General features: G+C 61.5%; 27 protein-coding genes and 1 other RNA gene. 14 read left to right on the forward strand and 14 right to left on the reverse strand.

The window, feature by feature from the left end; translation table 11 throughout:
* Positions 1-247 precede the first annotated feature (247 nt).
* From recF to LPU83_RS38780, 3 genes are read left to right on the forward strand one after another with little or no spacing between them, the layout of a single operon-like run.
* On the forward strand, positions 248-1,372 hold the full coding sequence (gene recF, locus LPU83_RS38770; RefSeq protein WP_024316247.1) for a DNA replication/repair protein RecF: 1,125 nt from the start codon (positions 248-250) through the stop codon (positions 1,370-1,372).
* A 47-nt stretch (positions 1,373-1,419) separates the two neighbouring features.
* Positions 1,420-2,193 carry a molybdopterin-synthase adenylyltransferase MoeB gene (locus tag LPU83_RS38775; protein ID WP_051166695.1) on the forward strand — a complete coding sequence of 258 codons (774 nt, stop codon included), beginning with the start codon at positions 1,420-1,422 and terminating at the stop codon, positions 2,191-2,193.
* Positions 2,190-2,663 (forward strand): GNAT family N-acetyltransferase, encoded by a 474-nt coding sequence (locus tag LPU83_RS38780; protein WP_024316249.1) that lies wholly within the window; start codon positions 2,190-2,192, stop codon positions 2,661-2,663. Before LPU83_RS38775 ends, LPU83_RS38780 begins: the two co-directional genes overlap by 4 nt.
* On the opposite strand, the gene LPU83_RS38785 is transcribed toward LPU83_RS38780, so the two are convergent.
* On the reverse strand, positions 2,660-3,661 hold the full coding sequence (locus tag LPU83_RS38785; RefSeq protein ID WP_024316250.1) for a 2-hydroxyacid dehydrogenase: 1,002 nt from the start codon (positions 3,659-3,661) through the stop codon (positions 2,660-2,662). The genes LPU83_RS38780 and LPU83_RS38785 overlap by 4 nt on opposite strands.
* A gap of 181 nt (positions 3,662-3,842) precedes the next feature.
* Between LPU83_RS38785 and LPU83_RS38790 the strand changes: the two genes are divergently transcribed.
* Positions 3,843-4,382 (forward strand): SH3 domain-containing protein, encoded by a 540-nt coding sequence (locus LPU83_RS38790; protein WP_024316251.1) that lies wholly within the window; start codon positions 3,843-3,845, stop codon positions 4,380-4,382.
* Here LPU83_RS38790 and LPU83_RS38795 read toward each other — a convergent pair.
* From LPU83_RS38795 to LPU83_RS38815, 4 genes are all read right to left on the reverse strand, one after another.
* Entirely contained in the window at positions 4,375-5,367 is a 993-nt protein-coding gene (locus LPU83_RS38795; RefSeq protein ID WP_024316252.1) for an adenosine kinase, read from the reverse strand. The genes LPU83_RS38790 and LPU83_RS38795 overlap by 8 nt on opposite strands.
* Positions 5,368-5,568: 201 nt before the next feature.
* Positions 5,569-6,120, reverse strand: a complete 552-nt coding sequence (locus LPU83_RS73950; RefSeq protein ID WP_244656133.1) for a hypothetical protein — start codon at positions 6,118-6,120, stop codon at positions 5,569-5,571.
* 691 nt (positions 6,121-6,811) lie between these two features.
* Positions 6,812-7,351 carry a hypothetical protein gene (locus LPU83_RS38810; protein WP_024316254.1) on the reverse strand — a complete coding sequence of 180 codons (540 nt, stop codon included), beginning with the start codon at positions 7,349-7,351 and terminating at the stop codon, positions 6,812-6,814.
* 51 nt (positions 7,352-7,402) lie between these two features.
* Complete coding sequence (locus LPU83_RS38815; RefSeq protein ID WP_024316255.1) at positions 7,403-7,612, reverse strand: cold-shock protein; 210 nt, start codon at positions 7,610-7,612, stop codon at positions 7,403-7,405.
* Positions 7,613-8,125: 513 nt separating this feature from the next.
* Between LPU83_RS38815 and LPU83_RS38820 the strand changes: the two genes are divergently transcribed.
* Complete coding sequence (locus tag LPU83_RS38820; RefSeq protein WP_024316256.1) at positions 8,126-9,073, forward strand: AEC family transporter; 948 nt, start codon at positions 8,126-8,128, stop codon at positions 9,071-9,073.
* A gap of 57 nt (positions 9,074-9,130) precedes the next feature.
* Here LPU83_RS38820 and LPU83_RS38825 read toward each other — a convergent pair whose 3' ends face one another.
* The gene (locus LPU83_RS38825) at positions 9,131-9,706 is read right to left on the reverse strand and encodes a c-type cytochrome (RefSeq protein WP_024316257.1); all 576 of its coding nucleotides are present in this window, start codon (positions 9,704-9,706) and stop codon (positions 9,131-9,133) included.
* A gap of 154 nt (positions 9,707-9,860) precedes the next feature.
* Here LPU83_RS38825 and LPU83_RS38830 point away from each other — a divergent pair, with 154 nt between their 5' ends.
* The gene (locus LPU83_RS38830; protein ID WP_024316258.1) at positions 9,861-10,616 is read left to right on the forward strand and encodes a 3-deoxy-manno-octulosonate cytidylyltransferase; all 756 of its coding nucleotides are present in this window, start codon (positions 9,861-9,863) and stop codon (positions 10,614-10,616) included.
* Between the two features lie 10 nt (positions 10,617-10,626).
* Complete coding sequence (locus tag LPU83_RS38835; RefSeq protein WP_024316259.1) at positions 10,627-11,487, forward strand: prephenate dehydratase; 861 nt, start codon at positions 10,627-10,629, stop codon at positions 11,485-11,487.
* A 39-nt stretch (positions 11,488-11,526) separates the two neighbouring features.
* Here the strand turns inward: LPU83_RS38835 and LPU83_RS38840 are convergent, their stop codons facing one another.
* The 5 genes from LPU83_RS38840 to LPU83_RS38860 all read right to left on the reverse strand — a co-directional run bounded on the left by LPU83_RS38840 (position 11,527) and on the right by LPU83_RS38860 (position 14,374).
* Positions 11,527-11,895 (reverse strand): VOC family protein, encoded by a 369-nt coding sequence (locus LPU83_RS38840; protein WP_024316260.1) that lies wholly within the window; start codon positions 11,893-11,895, stop codon positions 11,527-11,529.
* Between the two features lie 103 nt (positions 11,896-11,998).
* A complete protein-coding gene (locus LPU83_RS38845) occupies positions 11,999-12,223 on the reverse strand; it encodes a hypothetical protein (protein ID WP_231052202.1) in 225 nt (74 codons plus the stop codon).
* Between the two features lie 72 nt (positions 12,224-12,295).
* Positions 12,296-12,979: a helix-turn-helix transcriptional regulator gene (locus LPU83_RS38850; protein WP_024316262.1), complete on the reverse strand. Its 684-nt coding sequence runs from the start codon at positions 12,977-12,979 to the stop codon at positions 12,296-12,298.
* Between the two features lie 25 nt (positions 12,980-13,004).
* Positions 13,005-13,967 carry an NAD(+) diphosphatase gene (nudC, locus tag LPU83_RS38855; RefSeq protein WP_024316263.1) on the reverse strand — a complete coding sequence of 321 codons (963 nt, stop codon included), beginning with the start codon at positions 13,965-13,967 and terminating at the stop codon, positions 13,005-13,007.
* The gene (locus LPU83_RS38860) at positions 13,964-14,374 is read right to left on the reverse strand and encodes an HIT domain-containing protein (protein WP_024316264.1); all 411 of its coding nucleotides are present in this window, start codon (positions 14,372-14,374) and stop codon (positions 13,964-13,966) included. Before LPU83_RS38860 ends, nudC begins: the two co-directional genes overlap by 4 nt.
* Before the next feature lie 88 nt (positions 14,375-14,462).
* Here LPU83_RS38860 and ffs point away from each other — a divergent pair.
* From ffs to LPU83_RS38880, 4 genes are all read left to right on the forward strand, one after another.
* Positions 14,463-14,559: signal recognition particle sRNA small type (gene ffs / locus LPU83_RS38865), an RNA gene on the forward strand.
* 47 nt (positions 14,560-14,606) lie between these two features.
* Positions 14,607-16,475, forward strand: a complete 1,869-nt coding sequence (locus tag LPU83_RS38870) for a DNA polymerase III subunit gamma/tau (protein WP_024316265.1) — start codon at positions 14,607-14,609, stop codon at positions 16,473-16,475.
* A gap of 22 nt (positions 16,476-16,497) precedes the next feature.
* A complete protein-coding gene (locus LPU83_RS38875) occupies positions 16,498-16,821 on the forward strand; it encodes a YbaB/EbfC family nucleoid-associated protein (RefSeq protein WP_024316266.1) in 324 nt (107 codons plus the stop codon).
* A gap of 70 nt (positions 16,822-16,891) precedes the next feature.
* Positions 16,892-17,503 carry a LysE family translocator gene (locus LPU83_RS38880; RefSeq protein WP_024316267.1) on the forward strand — a complete coding sequence of 204 codons (612 nt, stop codon included), beginning with the start codon at positions 16,892-16,894 and terminating at the stop codon, positions 17,501-17,503.
* A 1-nt stretch (position 17,504) separates the two neighbouring features.
* Here LPU83_RS38880 and LPU83_RS38885 read toward each other — a convergent pair whose 3' ends face one another.
* Both LPU83_RS38885 and LPU83_RS38890 read right to left on the reverse strand, forming a co-directional pair.
* Complete coding sequence (locus tag LPU83_RS38885) at positions 17,505-18,032, reverse strand: DUF992 domain-containing protein (RefSeq protein WP_024316268.1); 528 nt, start codon at positions 18,030-18,032, stop codon at positions 17,505-17,507.
* An 83-nt stretch (positions 18,033-18,115) separates the two neighbouring features.
* Entirely contained in the window at positions 18,116-18,598 is a 483-nt protein-coding gene (locus tag LPU83_RS38890; protein ID WP_024316269.1) for an Lrp/AsnC family transcriptional regulator, read from the reverse strand.
* Positions 18,599-18,707: 109 nt separating this feature from the next.
* Between LPU83_RS38890 and LPU83_RS38895 the strand changes: the two genes are divergently transcribed.
* On the forward strand, positions 18,708-19,244 hold the full coding sequence (locus tag LPU83_RS38895; protein WP_024316270.1) for an RBBP9/YdeN family alpha/beta hydrolase: 537 nt from the start codon (positions 18,708-18,710) through the stop codon (positions 19,242-19,244).
* Here LPU83_RS38895 and LPU83_RS38900 read toward each other — a convergent pair.
* The gene (locus tag LPU83_RS38900) at positions 19,241-19,864 is read right to left on the reverse strand and encodes an MOSC domain-containing protein (RefSeq protein WP_024316271.1); all 624 of its coding nucleotides are present in this window, start codon (positions 19,862-19,864) and stop codon (positions 19,241-19,243) included. The two genes, LPU83_RS38895 and LPU83_RS38900, sit on opposite strands and share 4 nt — an antisense overlap.
* Positions 19,865-19,920: 56 nt before the next feature.
* Between LPU83_RS38900 and recR the strand changes: the two genes are divergently transcribed.
* Positions 19,921-20,526, forward strand: a complete 606-nt coding sequence (recR, locus tag LPU83_RS38905; RefSeq protein ID WP_024316272.1) for a recombination mediator RecR — start codon at positions 19,921-19,923, stop codon at positions 20,524-20,526.
* 8 nt (positions 20,527-20,534) lie between these two features.
* Positions 20,535-21,788: a lytic murein transglycosylase gene (locus LPU83_RS38910; protein WP_024316273.1), complete on the forward strand. Its 1,254-nt coding sequence runs from the start codon at positions 20,535-20,537 to the stop codon at positions 21,786-21,788.
* The last annotated feature ends 1 nt before the right edge of the window (position 21,789 follow it).

Below are 21,789 nucleotides of genomic sequence, written 5' to 3' on the forward strand. Positions count from 1 at the left end.
AACATGGCCGCCACACCGCCTATCGCCATCCGTGTTTTCGTCAAGCGTCGCACCCTACTCGCCCCCCGGTCTCGGCTGTATCATACGATCCTGCTGTGATCGGCGCCAGCTTCCGCCGTTTCTATCGCGTCGATGGCAAGTCGAGGTGTACGCCCATGTGCGTCCTCGGTGTCCGTATCGCGCCTCTCACCCTTGCCATCCGCCCTCGTTGCGCTTAGCTCTCGGGCACCACGAATCCGGATCTCGTATGCCGCACAAGGTCTCCCTGTCCCGTCTAAAGCTGACCGACTTTCGCAACTACGCGTCAGTCTCGCTGTCGCTCGACGGCCGGCATGTGGTGTTGACAGGAGACAATGGTGCCGGCAAGACCAATCTGATGGAAGCCGTTTCCCTGCTGTCGCCGGGCCGCGGTTTGCGCCGCGCCACATATGGCGATATCACTCGCGTCGGTGCGAGCGGCGGGTTTGCGATCTTCGCTGAACTCGACGGAATGGAGGGCGAGGTGGAGATCGGCACCGGCGTCGACACCACCGATGACAGTGCCTCTCGGCGTTTGCGCATCAATGCCACGCCGGCGAAATCGGCCGATGAACTGACCGATCATCTGCGCCTCCTGTGGCTGACGCCGTCGATGGATGGCCTCTTCACCGGTGGCTCGTCCGAGCGCCGTCGTTTTCTCGACCGGCTCGTGCTCTCGCTTGATCCGGCTCATGGTCGCCGCGCCAGCGATTTCGAGCGCGCCATGCGCAGTCGCAACAAGCTGCTCGACGAGCGCCGCTTCGATCCCGCTTGGCTTTCCGGCATCGAGCAGCAGATGGCGAGCCTTGGCATTGCCATGGCAATGGCGCGCCAGGAAATGCTCGGCCTCCTCGCCCGGCTCATCGAGGAAACGCACGATACCTCGCCATTTCCGGCTGCCGCGCTCGAACTCGCTGGCTTTATCGACGGCCAGTTCTCGCGCCCCGCTGTCGATCTCGAGGACGAGTACGCCGCCATGCTTGCCGAAAGCCGTTATCGCGATGCCGCGGCCGGCCGTACGCTCGTCGGTCCGCATCGCGCCGATCTCATCGTCCGCCACCGGCAAAAGCAGATGGAAGCAGCGCGCTGTTCGACGGGCGAGCAGAAGGCGTTGCTGGTCGGACTGATCCTTGCCCATGCCCGGCTGGTCGCCAATCTCACCGGCCACGCGCCGATCCTGCTGCTCGATGAGATTGCCGCGCATCTTGACGAAGGCAGGCGTGCCGCCCTTTTCGACCTCATCGACGCGCTGGGCGGTCAGGCCTTCATGACGGGTACGGACCGCGCCATGTTCTGCGCGCTCGGTGAGCGCGCGCAATTCTTCACCGTTGCCGACGGAAAGGTTTTCGAGTGAGCGATGCCGCTTCCCCCACAACCAAAGGCCGTGGTAGCATCGCGCCCATGGAACCACTGAGCCCGGAAGAAATCGCGCGATATCAGCGTCATATCCTGCTTCCCGAGATCGGCGGTGCAGGCCAGCAGAAGCTGAAGGCCGCGCATGTGCTGGTGATCGGGGCCGGCGGGCTGGGCGCGCCGGTCCTGCAATATCTCGCGGCCGCGGGCGTCGGCACGCTCGGCATTGCCGATGACGACCGCGTTTCGCTTTCCAACCTGCAGCGGCAGGTGATTCACGATTCCGGCACGATCGGCGAGCTGAAGACGGGAAGTGCAGCCTTTGCAATCGCCAGATTGAACCCGCACGTCAATGTGATTCGCTTCGAGGAACGCTTTTCGCCGGACTCGGCCCGCCGTCACCTCTCAGGCTTCGACCTCCTGATCGATGGCTCCGACAATTTCGATACCCGCTATACCGCAGCCGATGCCGCCGAGACGGCGCAAATCCCGTTGGTGACGGGCGCCGTCGGCCGCTTCGATGGCTCCGTCACAGTGCTGAAGCCCTACGAGACGGCGGAAGATGGCACACCGAACCCGACCTATCGCGATCTCTTTCCCGAGAAGCCGCCGGCTGGCCTGATCCCGGCCTGTGCGGAAACCGGCATCATTGGTGCGCTGACCGGCGTGATCGGCACGCTGATGGCGATGGAAGCGATCAAACTGATCACCGGCACCGGTGAACCGCTAATCGGCCGACTGCTGCTCTACGATGCGCTTGCCGCCCGCTTCGATACGATTCGCTACAAGCGACGGCGCCAAAGGCAAAGCCACGCGTCATGAAGATCGTTCGCATCGATGAAGGTTTTCAGCGGTGGGACGAGCTGCTGGCGCTGATCCTGTCGTCCTTCGCCTATATGAACGACCGCATCGATCCACCATCTTCGGCCCTGAAACTGACGCTGCCAAGCCTTGCCGACAAGGCGCGTTTAGAAATCGTTTATGCGGCTACGGAAGGCGAAGTCCTGCGCGGCTGCGTCTTCCTGCGGCCGGAGAATGACTGCCTTTATATCGGCAAGCTGGCGATTTCCCCGGATGCTCAGGGTCGGGGGATCGGCCGCCAGCTCCTGGCGGTTGCGGAAGAGGTGGCGCGGTCTCGCGCGCTAGCGTCGCTGAGGCTCGAGACGCGCGTCGAGCTCGTCGAAAACCATCGCGTCTTCGTGCGCTGGGGATTCGAGAAGACCGCCGAAAACACGCATCCGGGCTTCACACGCACGACGTCGATCGAGATGCGCAAGCCGGTCTCGGTTTAGCGGCCGGGCAGCACGCGGTTCGGCGGGCGATGTCCGTCGATGAATGTGCGGATGTTGATGATCACCTTGTCGCCCATGTCGATACGGCCTTCGATCGTCGCCGAACTCATGTGCGGCAGAAGTACGACCTTACCTTCGTTGGCGAGCTTGACGAGCTTCGGATTGACCGCCGGCTCATTCTCGAAGACGTCGAGACCAGCGCCCGCCAGCTTGCCCTCCCGCAGGCTCTTGATCAGCGCGGCCTCGTCGACCACGTCGCCGCGGGCGGTGTTGACGAGGTAGGCGGTCGGCTGCAGCAGCGCGAGACGGCGGGCCGAAAGCAGATGGAAGGTCGCCGGCGTCGACGGGCAGTTGACCGAAACGATGTCGACACGAGCGAGCATCTGGTCGAGGCTCTCCCAATAGGTCGCCTCCAGCTCGTCTTCGGTCGCCGGGTTCACCCGCTTGCGGTTGTGGTAGTGGATCGAGAGGCCAAAGGCCTTGGCGCGGCGGGCGACGGCGGTGCCGATCCGGCCCATGCCGACGATACCGATGCGTTTGCCGTGGATGCGCCGCCCGAGCATCCAGGTCGGTGACCATCCGGCCCACTCACCCGGTTGATCGGTCAGCACGCGCGCACCTTCCCCCAGCCGGCGCGGCACGGCGAGGATCAGCGCCATGGTCATGTCAGCAGTGTCCTCGGTCAGCACATTCGGCGTGTTCGTGACGGTGATGCCCTTGCGGGCCGCAGCCTCCACGTCGATGTGGTCGGTGCCGTTCGAGAAGCTGGCGATCAGCTTCAGCTGCGGCCCGGCCTCCTCGATCAGGGCTGCGTCGATCCGGTCGGTGACCGTCGGAACCAACACGTCGGCGCTTTTGACGGCGGCAATCAGCTCGGCTTTGGAGCGTGGCATATCGTCGATATTCAGTTCCGCATCGAAGAGTTCGCGCATGCGCGTCTCGACCGCGTCGGGCAGCTTCCGCGTGATGTAGACCTTCGGTTTTTTCTTCGTCGTCATGTGCGCCGGCGCTAACTTGTTCAGAGGTCCTTAACCAAGACGCGGGATAATTTTCCCGTTCCGGGCAATTTCTACCAGACCCGCACGCGAAGACAAACAAAACTCGTCCAGCGTGCGCAGGAATGTCAAATTCCCGGAATCAGGCAGCAGTCCTGCCCTCATCTGAGCAAACGGAAGTCCCATGCATAGCAAAGTCCTGAAATCTTGCCTCGCCCTTGCGATCGGTTTCGTGCTTTCGGCGGGAACGGTCGAAATGGCCTCCGCGCAGGCGGCAAAGGGACCGAGCGGCCTGCCGCTGCCGCGTTTCGTCACGCTGAAGTCCAAGCGCGTCAACCTGCGCATCGGCCCGGGCACGGACTATGCGGCCTCTTGGATGTATCTGAAGGCCGGCCTGCCCGTCGAGATCATCCAGGAATACGACAACTGGCGCCAGATTCGCGATGCCGACGGCACCGAGGGCTGGGTCAACCAATCGCTGCTGTCAGGCTCGCGTGCGGCGATCGCTGCCCCGTGGATGAAGGGCAAGGGCAAGTCCGTCTATGTCAACATGCGCCGTGATGCCCTGCCCTCGGCAAGCATTATTGCCAAGCTGGAGCCCGGCGTCATGATGAACATCGGTGAATGCAATGGCGATTGGTGCTTCGCCAAGAGCGACGGCGCCGAAGGTTGGGTGGCGCAGTCGGAAATCTGGGGCGCGTATCCAGGCGAGGCCTTTAAATAAGCCCAGCCTGCTTGCCGGCTTCAGCCAGCGACTTCATCGGCCGCGGGCCGATTTGCTGGATCACGATGCCGGCCGCGAGGCAGCCAAGCTTGCCGCAATCTTCCAATGTCCGGCCCTGCGTATAGCCGTAGAGGAAGCCGGATGCGAAGAGATCGCCGGCGCCCGTCGTATCGACCAGCTCCCTGATCTTGATGGCATCGACGTAGAAGCGTTCCGTGTCTTTCAGGATCACGGCGCCGTCCTCGCTCATCGTCACGGCTGCGATCTTGCAGTCCTTGGCAATGCTGTTGAGCGCCGCCTCGAAGTCGTCGGTTTCATAGAGCGCCAGCACTTCCTGGCGATTGGCGAAGACGATATCGACAGTGCCGGAGCGCATCAGATCGAGGAATTCGCCGCGGTAGCGGTCGACGCAGAAGCTGTCGGAGAGCGTCATCGACATCTCGCGGCCGTTCTCGTGGGCGATACGGGCGCATTCGCGGATCGCTTCCTTGGCGCGCGGCGGATCCCAGAGGTAGCCCTCGAAATAGGTGACCTTGGACTCGGCGACGACGTCGGCCTCGACGTCCTCGGGCCCGAGCTCGACGCAGGCGCCGAGATAAGTGTTCATCGAGCGTTCGCCGTCGTGGGTCACGAAGATCATTGAGCGCGCGGTTGGCGGGAACGTACCCTTCGGCTGCGTCTGATAGTGAACGCCCTGTGCGCGGATGTCATGGGCGAAGATCTCGCCGAGCTGATCTTCGGCGACCTTGCCGAAATAGGCGGCCTTGCCGCCGAAGCTCGCGACACCGGCTGCCGTATTACCGGCGCTGCCGCCGGAGGCTTCCACCGCCGGCCCCATGCGTGCATAGAGAAGTTCGGCGCGCTCAGCATCGATGAGGTTCATCGCCGCCTTGGTGATCTTATTGTCAATGAGGAACTGGTCGTCGCAACGCGCGATGATATCGACGATAGCGTTGCCGACAGTCAGAACATCGAATTTGGTCATGAAAGGGAAGGTCCCGATTTTTGGTGATAGCCGGTGATCGGTCTTAGCGAATTTTCGCCGCATGGGAAGCGGAAATGCCGTTTGAGCCTATCTATGCCTTCGCAAAGTGCTCTGCTGCTGCGGATCAAATGCCACGAGGCGTTGGTCAAGACGGTGATGGTTCATCAAGCTGTGCTTCAAGCAACGGCCGCATAGATGAGGTCAGGTACGACAAGCCACTCGTTCTTGCGCAAAGGCGGACACATCGAGCCTGCCGCGTCGATCGCGGCGGGCAATGCCGACGAAACGATAGCGGCTGCCTCGAATGTCGACCACGCGAGCCGGGATCGGTCTGCCATCGATATGGCCGATAACCGGCCCGTCGCAACGGGAGCCGTTGAGGAAAAAATATTCGTGGGGGAGGTTCCTGCTCACCATCCTATTGCCATTCGTCGTTTGGTCGTGCGCCCAGCGCAAGTTCATTGCGGACGCGCTTCCCATCGCGGTTGGCCTTCTCCAAAGGAACGTCGCTTTTTGATGGCAGCCTTGAAAAACACGGCGCGTTTTCTTGATCTCCGCGACAAATAGCTTCCTTTGAGAACGCATGTATGGGTTCTGGTGGTTGGCGAGACGGTCAGCTGAGTATGCAATCAACCTGACCGAGCGGTCCGAAATCGGCCGCCAAATGTTGACCAGGCAAGCCAAACGACGGCCCCCAGAGGATGTCCAAGAATTGCCGGCGAACACGGTGTCACCGAAAAGGAAGACGTTCACCTCGATATCTGCCAGGCGATCAAGATCAATCGCGTCTACGCAGGGTCCGCAGGGCGTGGCGACATGCGGCCCAAAGTCGACAATGGCCGCAATTGTTCCCGACAAAGCTCTGACCTGTGCGCCGGCCGAGGATGCCGATGGCGGGATGACAGCCCACTACGGCGCTCGCCACCGATGCCCGGTCAACCGCTTCGCCTGCCTCGGGGGAAAGGTCGCAAGTATGCTAAACACAAACTCGCATTGAGCACCGATGGCGCCCGGCGGCAGCCTGAATTGCTTTATTCCCATGATCAGGGCTGACGCCCGAATTTCGGAAACGACCGGCTTGGTCAAACCGAGGATGCGCCTGGATTCGCGACTGCCGACAAGTGCATAGCCTTTGCGCTCGAAGCCCCGAGCGAATCCTCGGCAATTGCCTGAATGCCGTATGCCTCGTCCTCCGAGGAGATTAGATCGAGCGGAAGATCGCACAGTTGCTCCCGTCTCCGGCACCGGGCGAGAACGTCAGCTGTCTTATCCTTGAGTTCGAAGTACATTGCTGTTCTCCGTGCCTTGGTTCCGCGGCGCTCGTGGCGCCTCGTCATAAGGATGGGGGAACGGTGATAGGCATTCCATATCGGACGCCGCGCTTCCGGCGTTAATATCTCATAGCGCCTAAAGGCGCGAGCCGACGGAGCGTCTCGTTTCGCGCCTAATGTTCGATCTGCTGCTCTGCCACGGCACTGGCGATAATCTGATCAGAACCCTTTGCGTAGAGCGGAAGCGTCAGGGTGATCGCTTCGCTGCGCCCGTTGATGCTGGCTGTATATCGCTTGTAGACGCGATCCTGCCCTTGCTCTTCACCTGCCGAGACTGCGTTCACCTTCTCGACCAATGCCTTTTCGAAGACGGCTGCGTCGACGTCGCCCAATGCCACCGTGCAGCCTTCGACGATCTTGCCTCCGACATTCGCCCGGGAGACCACCAGTGCTTGAAAGCTTTCGCTTTCGCCGCCACTGATAATCCACCCTTCCAGCGCTTCCGGGTTTTCCATCGGCGTGAAGGTCAGCGCCAGATCCTGTGCCATCGAAGGCCATTCGTCCGTTTTCGCACGCTCGGACGTGCGCTCGAAGTCTGGGCCGGAGGAAACGCAGCTATCGTAGAAGAACGCAAGCTTGGAGCTCGCGTCATCGGCGAACGACGGCCCGGCGGCCGCAAGCAGGAAGAGCCAGACAGCAAAGCTACGCTTCATATTGTCTCCGAGCGGCAAAGTCAGTGCGGCCTTTCGGCCGCACGGATCACTTCAAACCTGCCGCACATTGTCGGCAGAGGTTCTGCCGGTTCGTCGGTCCTGTGCGACTTCGAACGCTACATCCATGCCTTCCTTCACGGTGTCGATTCCGCCTCTTTGAGCGGCCGTGATGTGCAGAAAGATATCGGTACCTCCGTCATCCGGCGTGATGAACCCAAAGCCCTTGTCCTGGTTGAACCACTTGACTTTACCTGTTGGCAAAATTTACCCCCATGTTGGTCTCCCCAGCCGACATGGGACATCGCATGATTTTGGCGGCGGGCACAAGAGCCGTTGAAGGCAGGGGTGGGGCGGTGGCGCTGACAGCGCGAATCGCCAGTCCGCATTTTCACCGGCCCAAATGCCGGTGACGCTGGTACGATTCGAAACCACATGCGCCACAATCGGCCGCTTGCGGGTTGCCTCGGCTCTTCGCAAAAATGCCGTCCAGACGTCATCCCCGTGTCATTTTCCTGTCCTATAAACAACGTCAACGAGATTGGCATCAGCGGCTCGCGGGCCGCGCCCAATACAGAAGGGAATGATACCCTTCGACGATACCGGAGCGACGCTGACCACGGATGGACTGGCAGCATCGCAAGCCGGCTATCCGGCAAGACCGGATGCGGAAAAGCGGGCGAGGCCCGCTTTTTTTGTTTTTGTGTCGCGCATGTTTGTCATCCCGGCCGATTTGCTGCTACGCATGCATATTCCCTCGCAAGGCAGCCGCACTGAATGTCAGCCATCATCTTCGACGTCCTTCCCATCTTCATCATGATCCTTATCGGCTGGCTGACCGTGAAACTGCGGGTGATGAAGGCGGAGATCGGCGATGCGCTGAGCGAATTCGTCTTCAAGATCGCCGTGCCGCTCTTGTTGTTCCGTACGATCGCGGCGGCAGAGTTTCACGGGGCGTCGCCGTTCAGGCTCTGGATCGCCTACTTCTCCGGTGTTGCAGTGACCTGGATCGCCGCCCATATCGCCGCGACGCGCTTCTTCGGGCGCGATGATCGCATCGGCGTGCTCGCCGGCGTGTCGTCAGCCTTCGCCAACACCATCTTCATCGGCCTGCCGCTCGTGCAGCGAACGGTTGGCGACAAGGGGCTCGTGCCGCTCTCGATCCTGATTGCGGTCCATCTGCCTGTCATGATGATTATCGGTACCATCATGATGGAGCGCGCCGAACACAAGATCTCCGGCAAGCAGGAGCGGAGCATCGCCAAAGTGGCCCGCCAGATTGCCCAGAACCTCGTGCGAAACCCGCTGGTGATCGGCTTGGCCGGAGGCTCTGCCATGCATCTTCTCGGCCTCACGATGCCCGGGCCGGTGGAATCCATCGTCGATCAGATTGCCGGCGTCGCCGGACCGGTTGCGTTGATCTCGCTCGGCATGGCGCTCGAGAAATACGGGATATCCGGCAATGCTGGCATCGCAAGCGTCACCTCGGGCTTCAAGCTCCTGCTGTTGCCGGCCTGCGTCTGGACGGCCAGCCATCTGGTGGGGCTCGCCAGCGACTGGACGGCGGCCCTGGTGCTGATTTCGTCGGTTCCGACGGGCGTCAACGCCTGGCTGATCGCCAATCGTTTCGGCGTCGGCCACAGCCTGGCGGCATCGACGATCACGCTAACGACGGCACTCGGCGCCATCTCCGTGTCGTTCTGGGCCTTGCTGCTTGGCGTCTAGCGCAAAGAAAAAGCCCGGCGCAGGCCGGGCTTCTATTCTCTCAGCAAACGAGCACGCTTACTGCGTCGCGCTATCCGGTGCGTTCGGATCCGGAAGCGGAACCGGCGACTCGGCGAGGGTGTGAAGGTAGAGGATGACGTTGGCGCGGTCCGTGTCCTTCGGAAGACCTGCAAAGCCCATCGCCGTGCCCGCAACATATTTCTTCGGCGCTGCCAGGAAGTGGTTCAGATGATCGAAGGTCCACTTTTCGCTGCCGCCCTTGGAGAAGTCCTTCATGGCCGACGAATAGGCAAAGCCCTCGTGCGTGCCGATCGGACGATCGACGAGACCATAGAGGTTCGGGCCAACTTTGTTCGGCCCCCCCTTGGTCGCGTCATGACAGGCCTGACACTTCTTGAAGACAGCTTCGCCAGCCTTGGCGTCTGCCTTCGAAAGCAGCTGCGCGATCGGAACGGCTGCAGCCGGTGCGGCCTCGCCGCCACCAGAGGCGGGTGCCTCTTCGGCTACGATCGCGAAACCTTCCTTCTCCGGCTTCTCCGAATGAAAGATTCCCTCCGACGCGATGGAGACGGACATCAGAACGAAAACCGTCCCGAGCAGTGCCCCCACAGCCGTATTCACGTATGAATTCATCTGCAATGCTCCCCTTGCAGCCGGCAGACATAAAACCGGACCATCTTGAAATCGCGCGGAACCTATGTCTTTTGGCTATTCGTTGCAACAGTCTAAATGGGCTGCTGCGTGAGACTTTTTGACACCTTTCCGCCCGGATTAGAAGGCCCGAACAATGACCAGTCCAAATTTAGATCACGTGCTCGTGCTGATCCCGGCCCGCATGGCATCGACCCGTCTTCCGGGTAAGCCGCTTGCCGATATTTGCGGTCTGCCGATGATCGTGCAGGTGGCGTTGCGGGCGAAGGAAGCCGAGATTGGCCGCGTCGTCGTCGCCGTCGATGACCAGCGGGTCTTTGATGTCGTTGCCGAGGCGGGCTTCGAGGTCGTCATGACGAGCAAGGATCATCAGTCCGGTTCGGACCGCATTTACGAAGCGCTCAGGAAGGTGGATCCGGAAGGGCAGGCCAAGTTCATCGTCAACGTGCAGGGCGATCTGCCGACGATTGAACCGGAGACGGTTCGCGCCGCACTGCGCCCTCTGGAAGACCCGAGCGTCGATATCGCAACACTAACGATCGCAATCGATAACGAGGCGGACAAGACTGCACCGCATATCGTCAAGGTCGTCGGTTCACCGCTCTCCGAAAGCCGTCTGAAGGCTCTCTACTTCACGCGCGCGACGGCACCTTACGGCGATGGACCACTCTATCACCATATCGGCCTCTATGCTTATCGCCGGTCGGCCCTGGAGCGTTTCGTAACGCTTGGACCATCGGTCCTGGAAAAGCGCGAGTCGCTGGAGCAACTGCGTGCGCTGGAGGCCGGCATGCGCATCGATGTCGAGATCGTTGACACGGTTCCGCTCGGTGTCGATACTCCCGCCGACCTTGAGAAGGCGCGGCACATTCTCTCCGCTAGAACGAAGTGACGGATTTTCCATGAACATCAAGACCGACAGGATCGCCTTCCAGGGCGAGTTCGGCGCGAACTCCGACATGGCGTGCCGCGACATGTTTCCGACCATGGAACCGCTGCCATGCCAGACGTTCGAGGATGCCTTCGTGGCGGTCGAGAACGGCGATGCCGATATCGGGATGATCCCGATCGAGAACACGATCGCCGGTCGCGTCGCCGACATTCATCACCTGCTGCCGGAGTCCCGCCTTCACATCATCGGCGAATATTTCATGCCGATCCGCTTCCAGCTGATGGTGCTTCCTGGCGTGACAAAGGATGAGATCCGCACGGTTCACAGCCATATCCATGCACTTGGCCAGTGCCGCAAGATCGTGCGCTCGCACGGCTGGAAGCCGGTAATCGCCGGCGACACGGCAGGTGCTGCAAGGCTCGTCCAGGAGACCGGTGATCGCTCGATGGCCGCGCTGGCGCCGCGTCTTGCTGCGGATCTCTATGGTCTCGACATCGTGGCGGAGAACGTCGAGGACACCGAGGACAACGTCACCCGCTTCGTCGTCCTCTCGCGCGACGAGGAATGGGCGCATCGCAATTCCGATGAGGAGAAGCTCGTTACGACGTTTGTCTTCAACGTCCGAAACATTCCGGCCGCGCTCTACAAGGCGCTCGGCGGTTTTGCGACGAACACCATCAACATGACCAAACTGGAGAGCTATCAGCTCGGCGGCAAGTTTGTCGCAACGCAGTTCTATGCCGATATCGAGGGACATCCGAACGATCCGAACGTCCGGCGGGCACTGGAGGAACTTCGGTTTTTCTCCGAGAAGGTCCGTATTCTCGGCGTCTACAAGGGCCACCCGATGCGGGGGCAGTTGCAGAAATGAGAAGGGCGCCTCCGGGCGGGCGCTCTTTTCCGTTATAGCTTACTTATCCGGCTCACAGACACGCAAGCGATGGCCGTCCGGGTCGAGAACGACGAAGGTTGGACCGAAATCCATATCCGTCAGATCTTGCGCGATGGGTAGCTGGCGTTTGCGCCAGTCTTCGTAAAGCGTTGACACGCCGTTCTCGCCGGGAACCATGAAGGCGATCTCGGCGCGGCTACCGGTGGCAGAGGGCTGCGGCGCGACCTTGCTCAGCCGCCAGAGGCCGAGCGTGAAGCCGCCGTCGAGCGCGAAAGCGACGAAGTTCGGAGCTTCGGCCACCGGCTCGCGGCCAAGCAGCGATCGGTAGAAACCGGCGCTTTCGGCCGGGTCCTTGACGTAGAGAATGATGAGGTTCGGGCTGTTCATCGATGGTCCTCGTTGTGAGATGGTGGCAGGCGAAGGAACGCCGCTGCGCTCATCGGCAGCGGCGGCGGTCGTTTACGCGTCTTGGGAGTTGCGCTGTCGCGGTCTATCCTTCGTGGCAGGGGCGGCCCCAGTCCACGAAGCCGAGATCGCGTTTCATCGTCTCGGGCATGGTCTCTGGATCGAGGCGCGGATACTTGCTCCGTGCCATGTGGCGCGACGCGTTCAGCATCATCCGCAGGAGCGTGGATTGCGGGTATCCTGCATGAGCGGCGGTGTCCTCGACAGGATGATCGCCACGCGTCGATCGGGTGAGTCTCAGGCTCGTCATCATCGGTCCTCCTGTTGGATTGATACCGATAATAGCGCTAACCACTGTCAGTTTATGGCAGTAGCGTCGAGGTCAGGGTGCAATCTCTTGCTGGTCCCGCCATTCCTTGAGTAGCACTGCGCGCCGGCGCGGATAGCGCCCGTCCTGGGGGGTCATTTCGACGATCCGATCCGTGCGGAAGTGACGGTAATCCCGACGCAATTCGCACCAGGCAACAACAACGCGCACATGCTCGAAATAACTCAGTGCGAAAGGCCAGATATTGCGGACGGAGACGGTTCCACTTTCGTCCGAATAGGTGAGCTTGAGGATTCGTTCGCTGCGGATCGCCTTGCGAATGGCGCTGAGATCGGCCTTGTCGGCAACGGGCGGTCGCAGATGCACGAGCAGCGGCGATGTCTCGATTTCGTCGCGCATCTCTTGCGGCAGCACATCCGCGATCTTCGCCAGCGCGTCGGCGCCGGCGGCGGCAAGTCGCGGATCGGCGGCGCGCGCCACCCAGCGCGAACCGAGAACGAGCGCCTCGATTTCGTCTAGCGAGAACATCATCGGCGGCAGCATGAAGCCCGGCTTCAGTACATAGCCGAGGCCAGGCTCTCCTTCGATCAAAGCCCCTTGTGCCTGCAGGCTGGCGATATCGCGGTAAAGCGTGCGGATGCTGACGCCCGTCTCTGTTGCCAGCACCGCGCCGCTGACCGGCCGGCGATAGCGCCGCAGGGTTTGCAGCAGCGTCAAAAGGCGTTCGGAGCGTGCCATATCAGGGGCCTCGTTCTGTCAGGCCTTATTGCCTTTTCCACTCTACCCAATCGCGCATCAGTCGATGGGCGATCGCGCCCTTGGGTGGCGGGGCTTTGCCGGTCGCGCCGGGGCGTTCGAGCATCTCAAGCGTTTCTGCACGCGTGAACCAGCGGCAGTCCTCCAGCTCCTGGCTGTCGAACTTCACGTGCTCGGACCTGGCTTCGGCGTAGCAGCCGATCATCAGTGAATGCGGCATCGGCCAGGGTTGCGAGGCGTGGTAGCGGATCCTTCCCGTGTGGATTCCGGATTCCTCCAACGTCTCGCGCCGCACGGCGTTCTCGATCGTCTCACCCGGCTCGACGAAACCGGCGAGACAGGAATACATACCCGGCGCAAAATGCGGGCTGCGGCCGAGCAGGCAGAGATCGCGTTCCTCGTCGATCGTCAGCATGATGACGACGGGATCGGTGCGCGGGAAGATTTCGTGTCCGCAGGCCCAGCAGACGCGCTTGTACCCGCCGATATGGATTTCCATGGTCGAGCCGCAGCGGCCGCAGAACTTGTTGTCCCGGTTCCAACGGATGAGGCTTGCGCCCTGGGCGAACTCACCGAGAAGGACTTCATCAAGCAGCATCTCGCGAAATAGCGAGCGTCCGTCCGAGGGCTTGTATTGGCTAGCCAATTCCTCTTCCGCGACGCCGACGGGAACCGCAAGCCGGGGCTCGCCGGTCTTGCGATAGCCGAGCAGCACTGTTTCGTCCCAGTTCGGCTGCAGGTCTTTCAGTTCGTAACGGGCAAACAGCGGATCGAGCACCTGTCCGTCGTGCTTCAATACCAATTTGTCGCCCGCAAAAGCGAAGATATGCGTTCCTTCCTTCGCAAGTGCCTTGTCGACGGAAGTCTCGTCGCGATGTTCGGAATCGCGGATCAGGTCGTTGGCAGCGAAGGCAGTCAGGCTGCTGGGTTCCGGATGCGGAACATCCGAATCGAAAAGCGAACGGCTCATGATGAAAGGGCTTCCCGCAACTTCTCTATAAGGTCGTCTCTCTTATCCGCCGCATAGGGTTCAGCCTTGCCAAATCCCCAAACCGGATTTGGCCAATTGGCATCGCCTTCGAAGCGGGCAATGACATGAACATGCAGCTGACGGACGATGTTGCCAAGGGCCCCGATATTGATTTTTGCGGCGCCGGTGATCTTCTTCAGGGCGGAGGCGACCATCTCCGTCTCGAATGTCAGCAACACCTGATCGAGCGGGGTCAGTTCGAAGACTTCGGTGACATCCGTCCTGCGCGGTACGAGAATCAGCCACGGCCAACGGGCGTCCTTCGACAGCCTGAGATCGCAGAGCCCCGTCTGCATAACTCTGTCGCTATCGCTTTCCAACCGACGGTCGAGCTTGAAATCGTCCAACAGGCATTCCTCCATGTTTTCTTGAGGCTAGCAGTTTTTTTTAAGCTTGGCTTGCTTTTGATGGCGATATTGCCGATATGTGCATCCGGGAGGTTGGTGGTGGACGAGCCACTCGCCAACCGGGTCAGGTCCGGAAGGAAGCAGCCCTAACGAGCCCGGCACGGGTCATCGTGCCAGCCTCCCACCCTTCTCTCCATCCTTTGCCCGATGAGTCCGGGCGCTAAGCAGGGCGATGAGCGACACCGAGCGACAATCAAAAGATGCCGCCTCGACGGGCACCGGATACCGGGTGCTGGCACGCAAATACCGCCCCAAGGATTTCACGGATCTGATGGTCGGCCAGGAGCCGATGGTCCAGACCCTGACCAACGCTTTCGAGACCGGCCGCATTGCGCAGGCCTACATGCTGACCGGTGTTCGCGGGGTCGGCAAGACGACGACGGCCCGCATCCTTGCCCGCGCCCTGAACTACAAGACCTCAGAGGTCGACAAGCCGACGATCGATCTGCGCATTCCCGGCGAGCACTGCCAGGCGATCATGGAAGGCCGGCATGTCGACGTCATCGAGATGGACGCCGCCTCTCATACCGGTATCGACGATATCCGCGAGATCATCGAGCAGGTGCGCTACCGTCCGGTTTCGGCGCGCTACAAGGTCTACATCATCGACGAAGTGCACATGCTTTCGACGCAGGCCTTCAACGGCCTGCTGAAGACGCTCGAAGAGCCGCCCGAGCATGTGAAATTCATCTTCGCCACCACCGAAATCCGTAAGGTGCCGATCACGGTCCTGTCGCGCTGCCAGCGCTTTGACCTGCGCCGCATCAGCGCCTCGGATCTCGTTGGCCTCTTCACCACGATCGCATCGAAGGAAGGCATCGAGGCAGAGCCCGATGCGCTGGCGATGATCGCCCGCGCCGCCGAAGGCTCGGCACGTGACGGTCTGTCGCTGCTTGATCAGGCAATCGCCCATGGCGGCGGCGCCGTTTTGACCGAAGCCGTACGCGGCATGCTCGGCCTTGCCGACCGCGCTCGCATCGTCGATCTCTTTCATTACATCGTCAAAGGTGATGTTGCTGCGGCGCTGGGCGAATTCGAAAGCCAGTACGAAGCTGGTGCCAATCCGGTTGCGGTGCTGACCGATCTTGCCGATTTCACGCATCTTGTGACGCGGCTGAAGTATGTGCCGGACGCGGCGAACGACCCTTCGCTCAGCGAGATCGAACGCACAAAGGCTGCGGAATTCGCCCAGGGCGTGGCGGTGACGGCGCTGTCGCGCATCTGGCAGATGCTGTTGAAGGGCATTCCGGAAGCCGAAGGCTCCTCGCGCCCGGCCGGCGCCGCCGAGATGGTGCTGATCCGACTGGCGCATGCCGCGCATCTACCGGCACCTGAGGATGCTGCCCGTCGCCTCGCGGAGTTTTCCGAGACGAACGGTGGAAGCCGTCCGTCTGCGCCGTCGGGCAACAGCGGTGGCGGCGCAACGGTGAACTATCAGGGCAATCTGGCGGCGCGATCGACGGACCCGATACCGCGTCCGCAGCCCGTGGGGCCGACCGCCATGCTGCATGCGGTTCCCAATCCCGATCCGCATTACGTGCCGGTCGGGCGTGTCGAGACGAAGCCCACCGAGGCGCCGAAGCCATTGGTGCCGGTCAATTCCATCGCCGATCTCGCCAATCTAGCAGGTGACAAGCGCGATGCGAAGATCAAGGCGCTGGTGCGCAACTTCGTCCGTCCCGTTCGCATCGAACCCGGTCGCCTCGACGTCACTCTGACCGAAGGCGCCCCCGGCACGCTTCTCAACGAACTGGCGGTCAAGCTCAAGGACTGGACGGGCATCCATTGGATCGTCAGCCTCAGCCGCGAGCAGGGCCAGCCGACAATCGTCGAGGCCGAAGCCAGCGCCAAGGCGCAGCAGGTGAGCGACGCCCGGCAGGACCCGGATGTGGCGGCGATCCTCGCGCAGTTTCCGGGCGCCAAGATCATCGACGTGCGCGTGCGGGCACCGGAGCCGGACGAGGAAGAGGAGGTCAAGGCGCCCGCCGCTGCCGAATCCGATGAAGGCGACATCCTGCCCGGCGACGACATAATATTCTGAGATATCGAGAAGGAGCGAGACGATGCGCGACATCATGGGCATGATGGGCAAAGTCAAGGAAATGCAGGCCAAGATGGAGAAGATGCAGGCGGAAATCGCCGAACTCCATGCGGAAGGCAAGTCGGGTGGCGGCCTCGTTACCGTGGTCCTCAACGGCAAGGGCGAGATGCAGAGCCTGAAGATCGACCCGTCGCTATTCAAGGAAGACGATGTCGAGATTCTCGAAGACCTGATCGTTGCCGCTCACAAGGATGCCAAGGACAAGGCGGAAGCCGCCGCGGCTGAGAAGACCAAGGCGCTGACCGCTGGCCTGCCGATCCCGCCCGGCTTCAAGATGCCGTTCTGATCGGCCAGTAGACCGAAGGAGCGGTGCCGGCCGAACCTGGCACCGCTTCCGTCATGTGAGGGGGATTCGGATGACATTGACCAGCCTGTTCGTCTTTGCCTGCGCGCTGTTCGTGGCTGCCGGCTCTCCGGGGCCGAGTGTTGCTGCCCTCGTCGCCCGTGTGATCTCCAAGGGCGCGCGTGACGTTCTTCCCTTCCTGGCGGCTATGTGGCTCGGCGAGGCGATCTGGCTGACCTGCGCCGTTGCCGGTCTCGCCGCGATTGCCGAAACCTTCCATTACGCCTTCGTTGCCATGAGGTGGCTCGGCGTCTGCTATCTGCTCTATCTCGCCTGGAAGATGTGGTTTGCCTCGCCGGACCGTGAGGCTGAATCGCTACCCGACACGCAATCGCCGCTAAAGCTTTTCCTCGCTGGCATGACGGTGACGCTCGGCAACCCGAAGATCATGATGTTCTATATGGCGCTGCTGCCCTCGATCATCAACATCCGCGCCGTGACCATGGTCGGCTGGGCCGAACTCGTCGGGACGATGCTTCTGGTGCTGGTCGTCATCGATATCAGTTGGGCGCTGCTCGCGGCGAAGGCGAGAGGCTTCCTGAAAAGCCGCCGCGCTATTCGTGTGGCCAATAGGGCCAGCGCCGGAACGATGGCCGGCGCTGCGGTCGCGATCGCGATGCGCTAGGCTATCGCTGTGAGATATGCCGCTTGGGAGCCCGTGGCGGTGGTGCCGGCGGCACCCAGGTCAGAATCATGTTAGCAACGCCTGCCGCGATATTGAGACCGGACGTGCCCTCCGCCGAGACCGGCTGCAACGCAATCGAGCCTTCGAAACCGCCGATAAGGACATTAGCCCCGACACCGAGGCCGACAGTCGCATTGGCTGCGACGCCGGAGTAGCTTCCCTGCAGAGCGCCGTCCAGCCGGTTGGTCGGTGCATAGACGAGCCAAATCATTCCGCCGCCCGCCAGAGTGCCGATATCAATGCCAAGCTTGGTGATTGTACCGGTATAGCGTTCGCTCGGCCGTCCCGGCGAAGACGGGGTGAATATGCAGTTGAGCGTCCGTTTCGAACCGATGATCACGCCAAATCCGGGAGATATGTCACAGCCAAGCGAGCCGACCTTGACGCGGGCGGCCGCCGGCGTCGCTGATAGGAAGGTGGTGGCCGTTGCGGCGATGACTGCCGCCGCGATAAGTCTTGCGATGGACATGCGAGCCTCCTTCGATCTACACTCCGTGCGTGAAAAACTAGGAGCGTCGGCCTCGTCAGCAAGTGGCAGTGGTTGAAATCACGTCAGAGGTGGTGTCGCGCCAGTTTCACCAGTTCGCGGCCGATCGGCTTCATCGGTTCGCCGCGCAATACGAGGGAGGTCGTCACTGCGCCGTAGCGCGCGATGCTGTCGACGATGATTTCAAGCTCGGACGGCGAGGGGACCAGGACCTTCAACACGAAGCAATCCTCTCCCGTCAGCCTGAGAACCTCGACAATCTGTGGCATTTCCGAGAATTGCTTGAGACAGCTGCGGATATGTTCGTGGCTCGTACGCAGCCGAACGACGGCCATCATGCCCAGCCCGAGGGCCGCGGCATTGACGCGGGCGCCGTAACCCTCGATGATTCCCCGTTCTTCCAGGCGTTTCAGCCGCTCGGACGCAGCCGGTTGCGACAGACCGACCTTGCGCCCGAGTTCGGAAACAGAGATGCGCCCGTCCGCCTGCATGATCTCGACGATCAGCATGTCGGTCGGGTCGAGTTGTCGGCTCATGAAACCAGCCATCATTATTCGCCTTTAATTCATCGGTTGAACGATGATTTTTCCGATGATTTCCTATGTCGTTTGCAGACTATCTCACGCAGCTTATGCGTCGAGCAACAGGAAGGAAGCGATGCGAGATATCATCATGGTGCCGGGCATTGGCGGGTCTGGCGAAGCACACTGGCAGTCCCGATGGGAGGCGGCCGATCCCCGCATGCGGCGGTTTTCGCCCTCAAACTGGGATCAGCCCGACCTCGAGGATTGGATCGCCGCGCTGGACCGGGCTGCCGGACAATCGGAGAACGAACCATTTCTCGTCGCCCATAGCCTCTCCTGCCTTCTGGTTGCCCATTGGGCGCGGCGGGCCACGTATCGCGCCAGCGGCGCCTTGCTGGTCGCGCCACCGGACCCACGCTCGCCGGCTTTCCCCCCGGAGGCTGCCGGCTTTGCCGATCCACCTGTCACGGCCCTTCCGTTCCTGTCGCTTGTCATAGCCAGTAGCGACGACCCTTTCGGTTCGCTCGACTATGCGCGTACCAAGGCCGATGCTTGGGGTAGCGAATTCATGGGTATCGGTGCCCGCGGTCACATCAATGAGAAGAGCGGGCTCGGCGAGTGGCCGGAGGGAAGGGCGGCATTGGCGGCCTTTGAGGCGCGCCTGCGCTAGGCGCCTGAATGCACTGCCAAGATATCGCGCAGTTTATAGTGGATCGGTGCTGCGAGATAGCGGCTGCGATCCTGCGCCGCGAGTGTCTTGCCGAAGGTCGCGATCATCTCCGGCATCGTGACCTTCTCGCCGTCATAGGGCAGATAGTCGACCGTCATTCCGGTTGCGATTGCCCCACCGTGAAGAACGCGGCAATAGATGCCTGGCCGCGCTGCCTGCGTGTAGCGCTTGATGAACAGCGGGTCGCCCATCCGGGCGGCAAAAGTGGCGCAAGGAATGCGTGCGCTGGTGACCTCCAGAACAAGATCGCCGGCTATGAATTTATCGCCCACCGAGACAATGCCGTTATCGAGATCGTCGATCACCATGTTCTCTCCGAACGTGCCCGGCTCGATTGGCCGCCCAAGCTCCTTTGACCACCAGTCGAGCGTCAGCGAACCCTCGAGATAGACGGCCTGGTCGACGCCACCATGGTGTTTCTGGTTACAAATGGCGTCGCCGACAAGCCCCTCGGCATCGACGAGCACGTTGCCGCCGACGGGATGCTTGTAGATGCCGGTCTTGTAGCTCTTGCCGGGTAGCCGCTCGGCACTGCCAATGCAGATGGCGAGGATTTTCATCGAGCGGCGCTCCCAAGCTGTTTCCGTTTTTGCAACATATGGGCTAATAACCGCTCATGGCAAAGCGAGTCACCGGCCCCGAGATCGAAAAACTGATTCAGCTTCTGGCGAAGGTGCCCGGCCTCGGTCCGCGGTCCGCGCGCCGGGCTGCCCTGCACCTCATCAAGAAGAAAGACCAGCTGCTCGGCCCCCTGTCGAATGCGATGGGCGAGGCCTATGACAAGGTCAAGATCTGCTCCCATTGCGGCAATGTCGATACGGTTGATCCTTGCACGGTCTGCACGGACGACCGGCGCGACCAATCCGTCATCATCGTCGTCGAGGATGTCTCTGACCTCTGGGCGCTGGAGCGTGCCGGCGCCTTGAACGCGACCTATCATGTACTCGGCGGCACCCTCTCACCGCTGGATGGCGTCGGGCCTGATGACCTCAACATTCGCGGCCTGATCGAGCGCGCCAGCGCCGGCGGCATCCGCGAACTAATCATCGCGGTCAATGCGACCGTCGAGGGGCAGACGACAGCACACTATATAACCGACCAGCTGAGCGGGCTGGACGTGAAGATCACGCGCCTCGCCCACGGCGTCCCGGTCGGCGGCGAGCTCGACTATCTCGACGAAGGAACACTGCAAGCGGCGCTCCGAGCACGTACGGCAATCTAGGGGGAAGCATGAACAGGAGCATTTTCGGCCGCCTCGTGATCGCAACGGTGGCGCTGCTGACGCTGTCATGCTCGTCGGTTCTTTCCGCTTCGCAAGCAGATGTCGAAGCGCAATTCGAGAGATGGGTGCAGGCTGATCTCTGGCCGGAGGCGCAGAAGAACGGTATTTCGGAGCGGGCGTTTCGCGCGTCCTTCGCGGGCGTCGAACTCAACTGGAGCCTGACCGATCTTGCCCCTCCCGGCTTCCCGCCGCCGAAGCAACAGAAGCAGACGCAGGCTGAATTCTCCTCCCCGGCGCCCTATTTCAACGAGGATCGGCTGAAGCGGCTGGGGGGCACCGGCCGCGGTTTTGCATCGCAATATGCCTCGACGCTGAAGAAGATCGAAAGAACCTACGGGGTCCCCGGTTCGATCGTGCTTGCCGTCTGGGGGCGCGAAACGGGTTTCGGGGCGGCCAAGATCCCCAACTCGGCGATCGAGGTGCTGGCAACGAAGGCTTTCATGTCGACACGCAAGGAGATGTTCCGCACTGAACTGCTCGCTGCCCTGCACATCATCGATCGCGGCGACGCGACACCAGCCGAATTCAAAGGCTCATCGGCCGGCGCGCTTGGCCAGCCGCAGTTCATGCCGACCAGTTATCTGAAATATGCCGTCGATTTCGACGGTGACGGCCACCCCAATATCTGGACATCGGTTCCCGACACGCTTGCCTCGATCGCCAATTTCCTCGTCCAGAAGGGCTGGCAGCGCGGTCGTGGCTGGGGATATGAAGTGACGATTCCCGATCAGGTTTCCTGCGCGCAAGAAGGGCCGGATCTCGCCAAGCCCATATCGCACTGGGCCTCGCTCGGCATCGCGCGCATATCCGGCAAGGCCTTCCCTTCCGACGAAGGCAAGGCATCCGGCATAATGCTTGTACCGGCCGGCCGTGACGGGCCGGAATTCGTCGTCACGCCGAACTTCTACGTGATCAAGGAATACAACAACTCCGACCTGTACGCGCTCTATATCGGCAACCTCGCCGATCGCATTGCGTACGGCTCCGGCGCCTTCCAAGGGGCATGGGGCGATGTCGGCAAGATGCTGCGATCCGACGTCGCGGCCATGCAGAAAGCATTGGAGAAGAAGGGATACGATGTCGGCGGCTCCGACGGGCTGCCGGGCTACAAGACGCGCCGGTCCATCGGCCAGTGGCAGGAAAAGAACGGCATGAAGCCGACCTGCTATCCCGAGGCAACGATGATCGGCAAGTTGAAGTAAG

Origin of the sequence: Rhizobium favelukesii (genome assembly GCF_000577275.2) — a bacterium.
Classification (GTDB): Bacteria; Pseudomonadota; Alphaproteobacteria; order Rhizobiales; family Rhizobiaceae; genus Rhizobium; species Rhizobium favelukesii.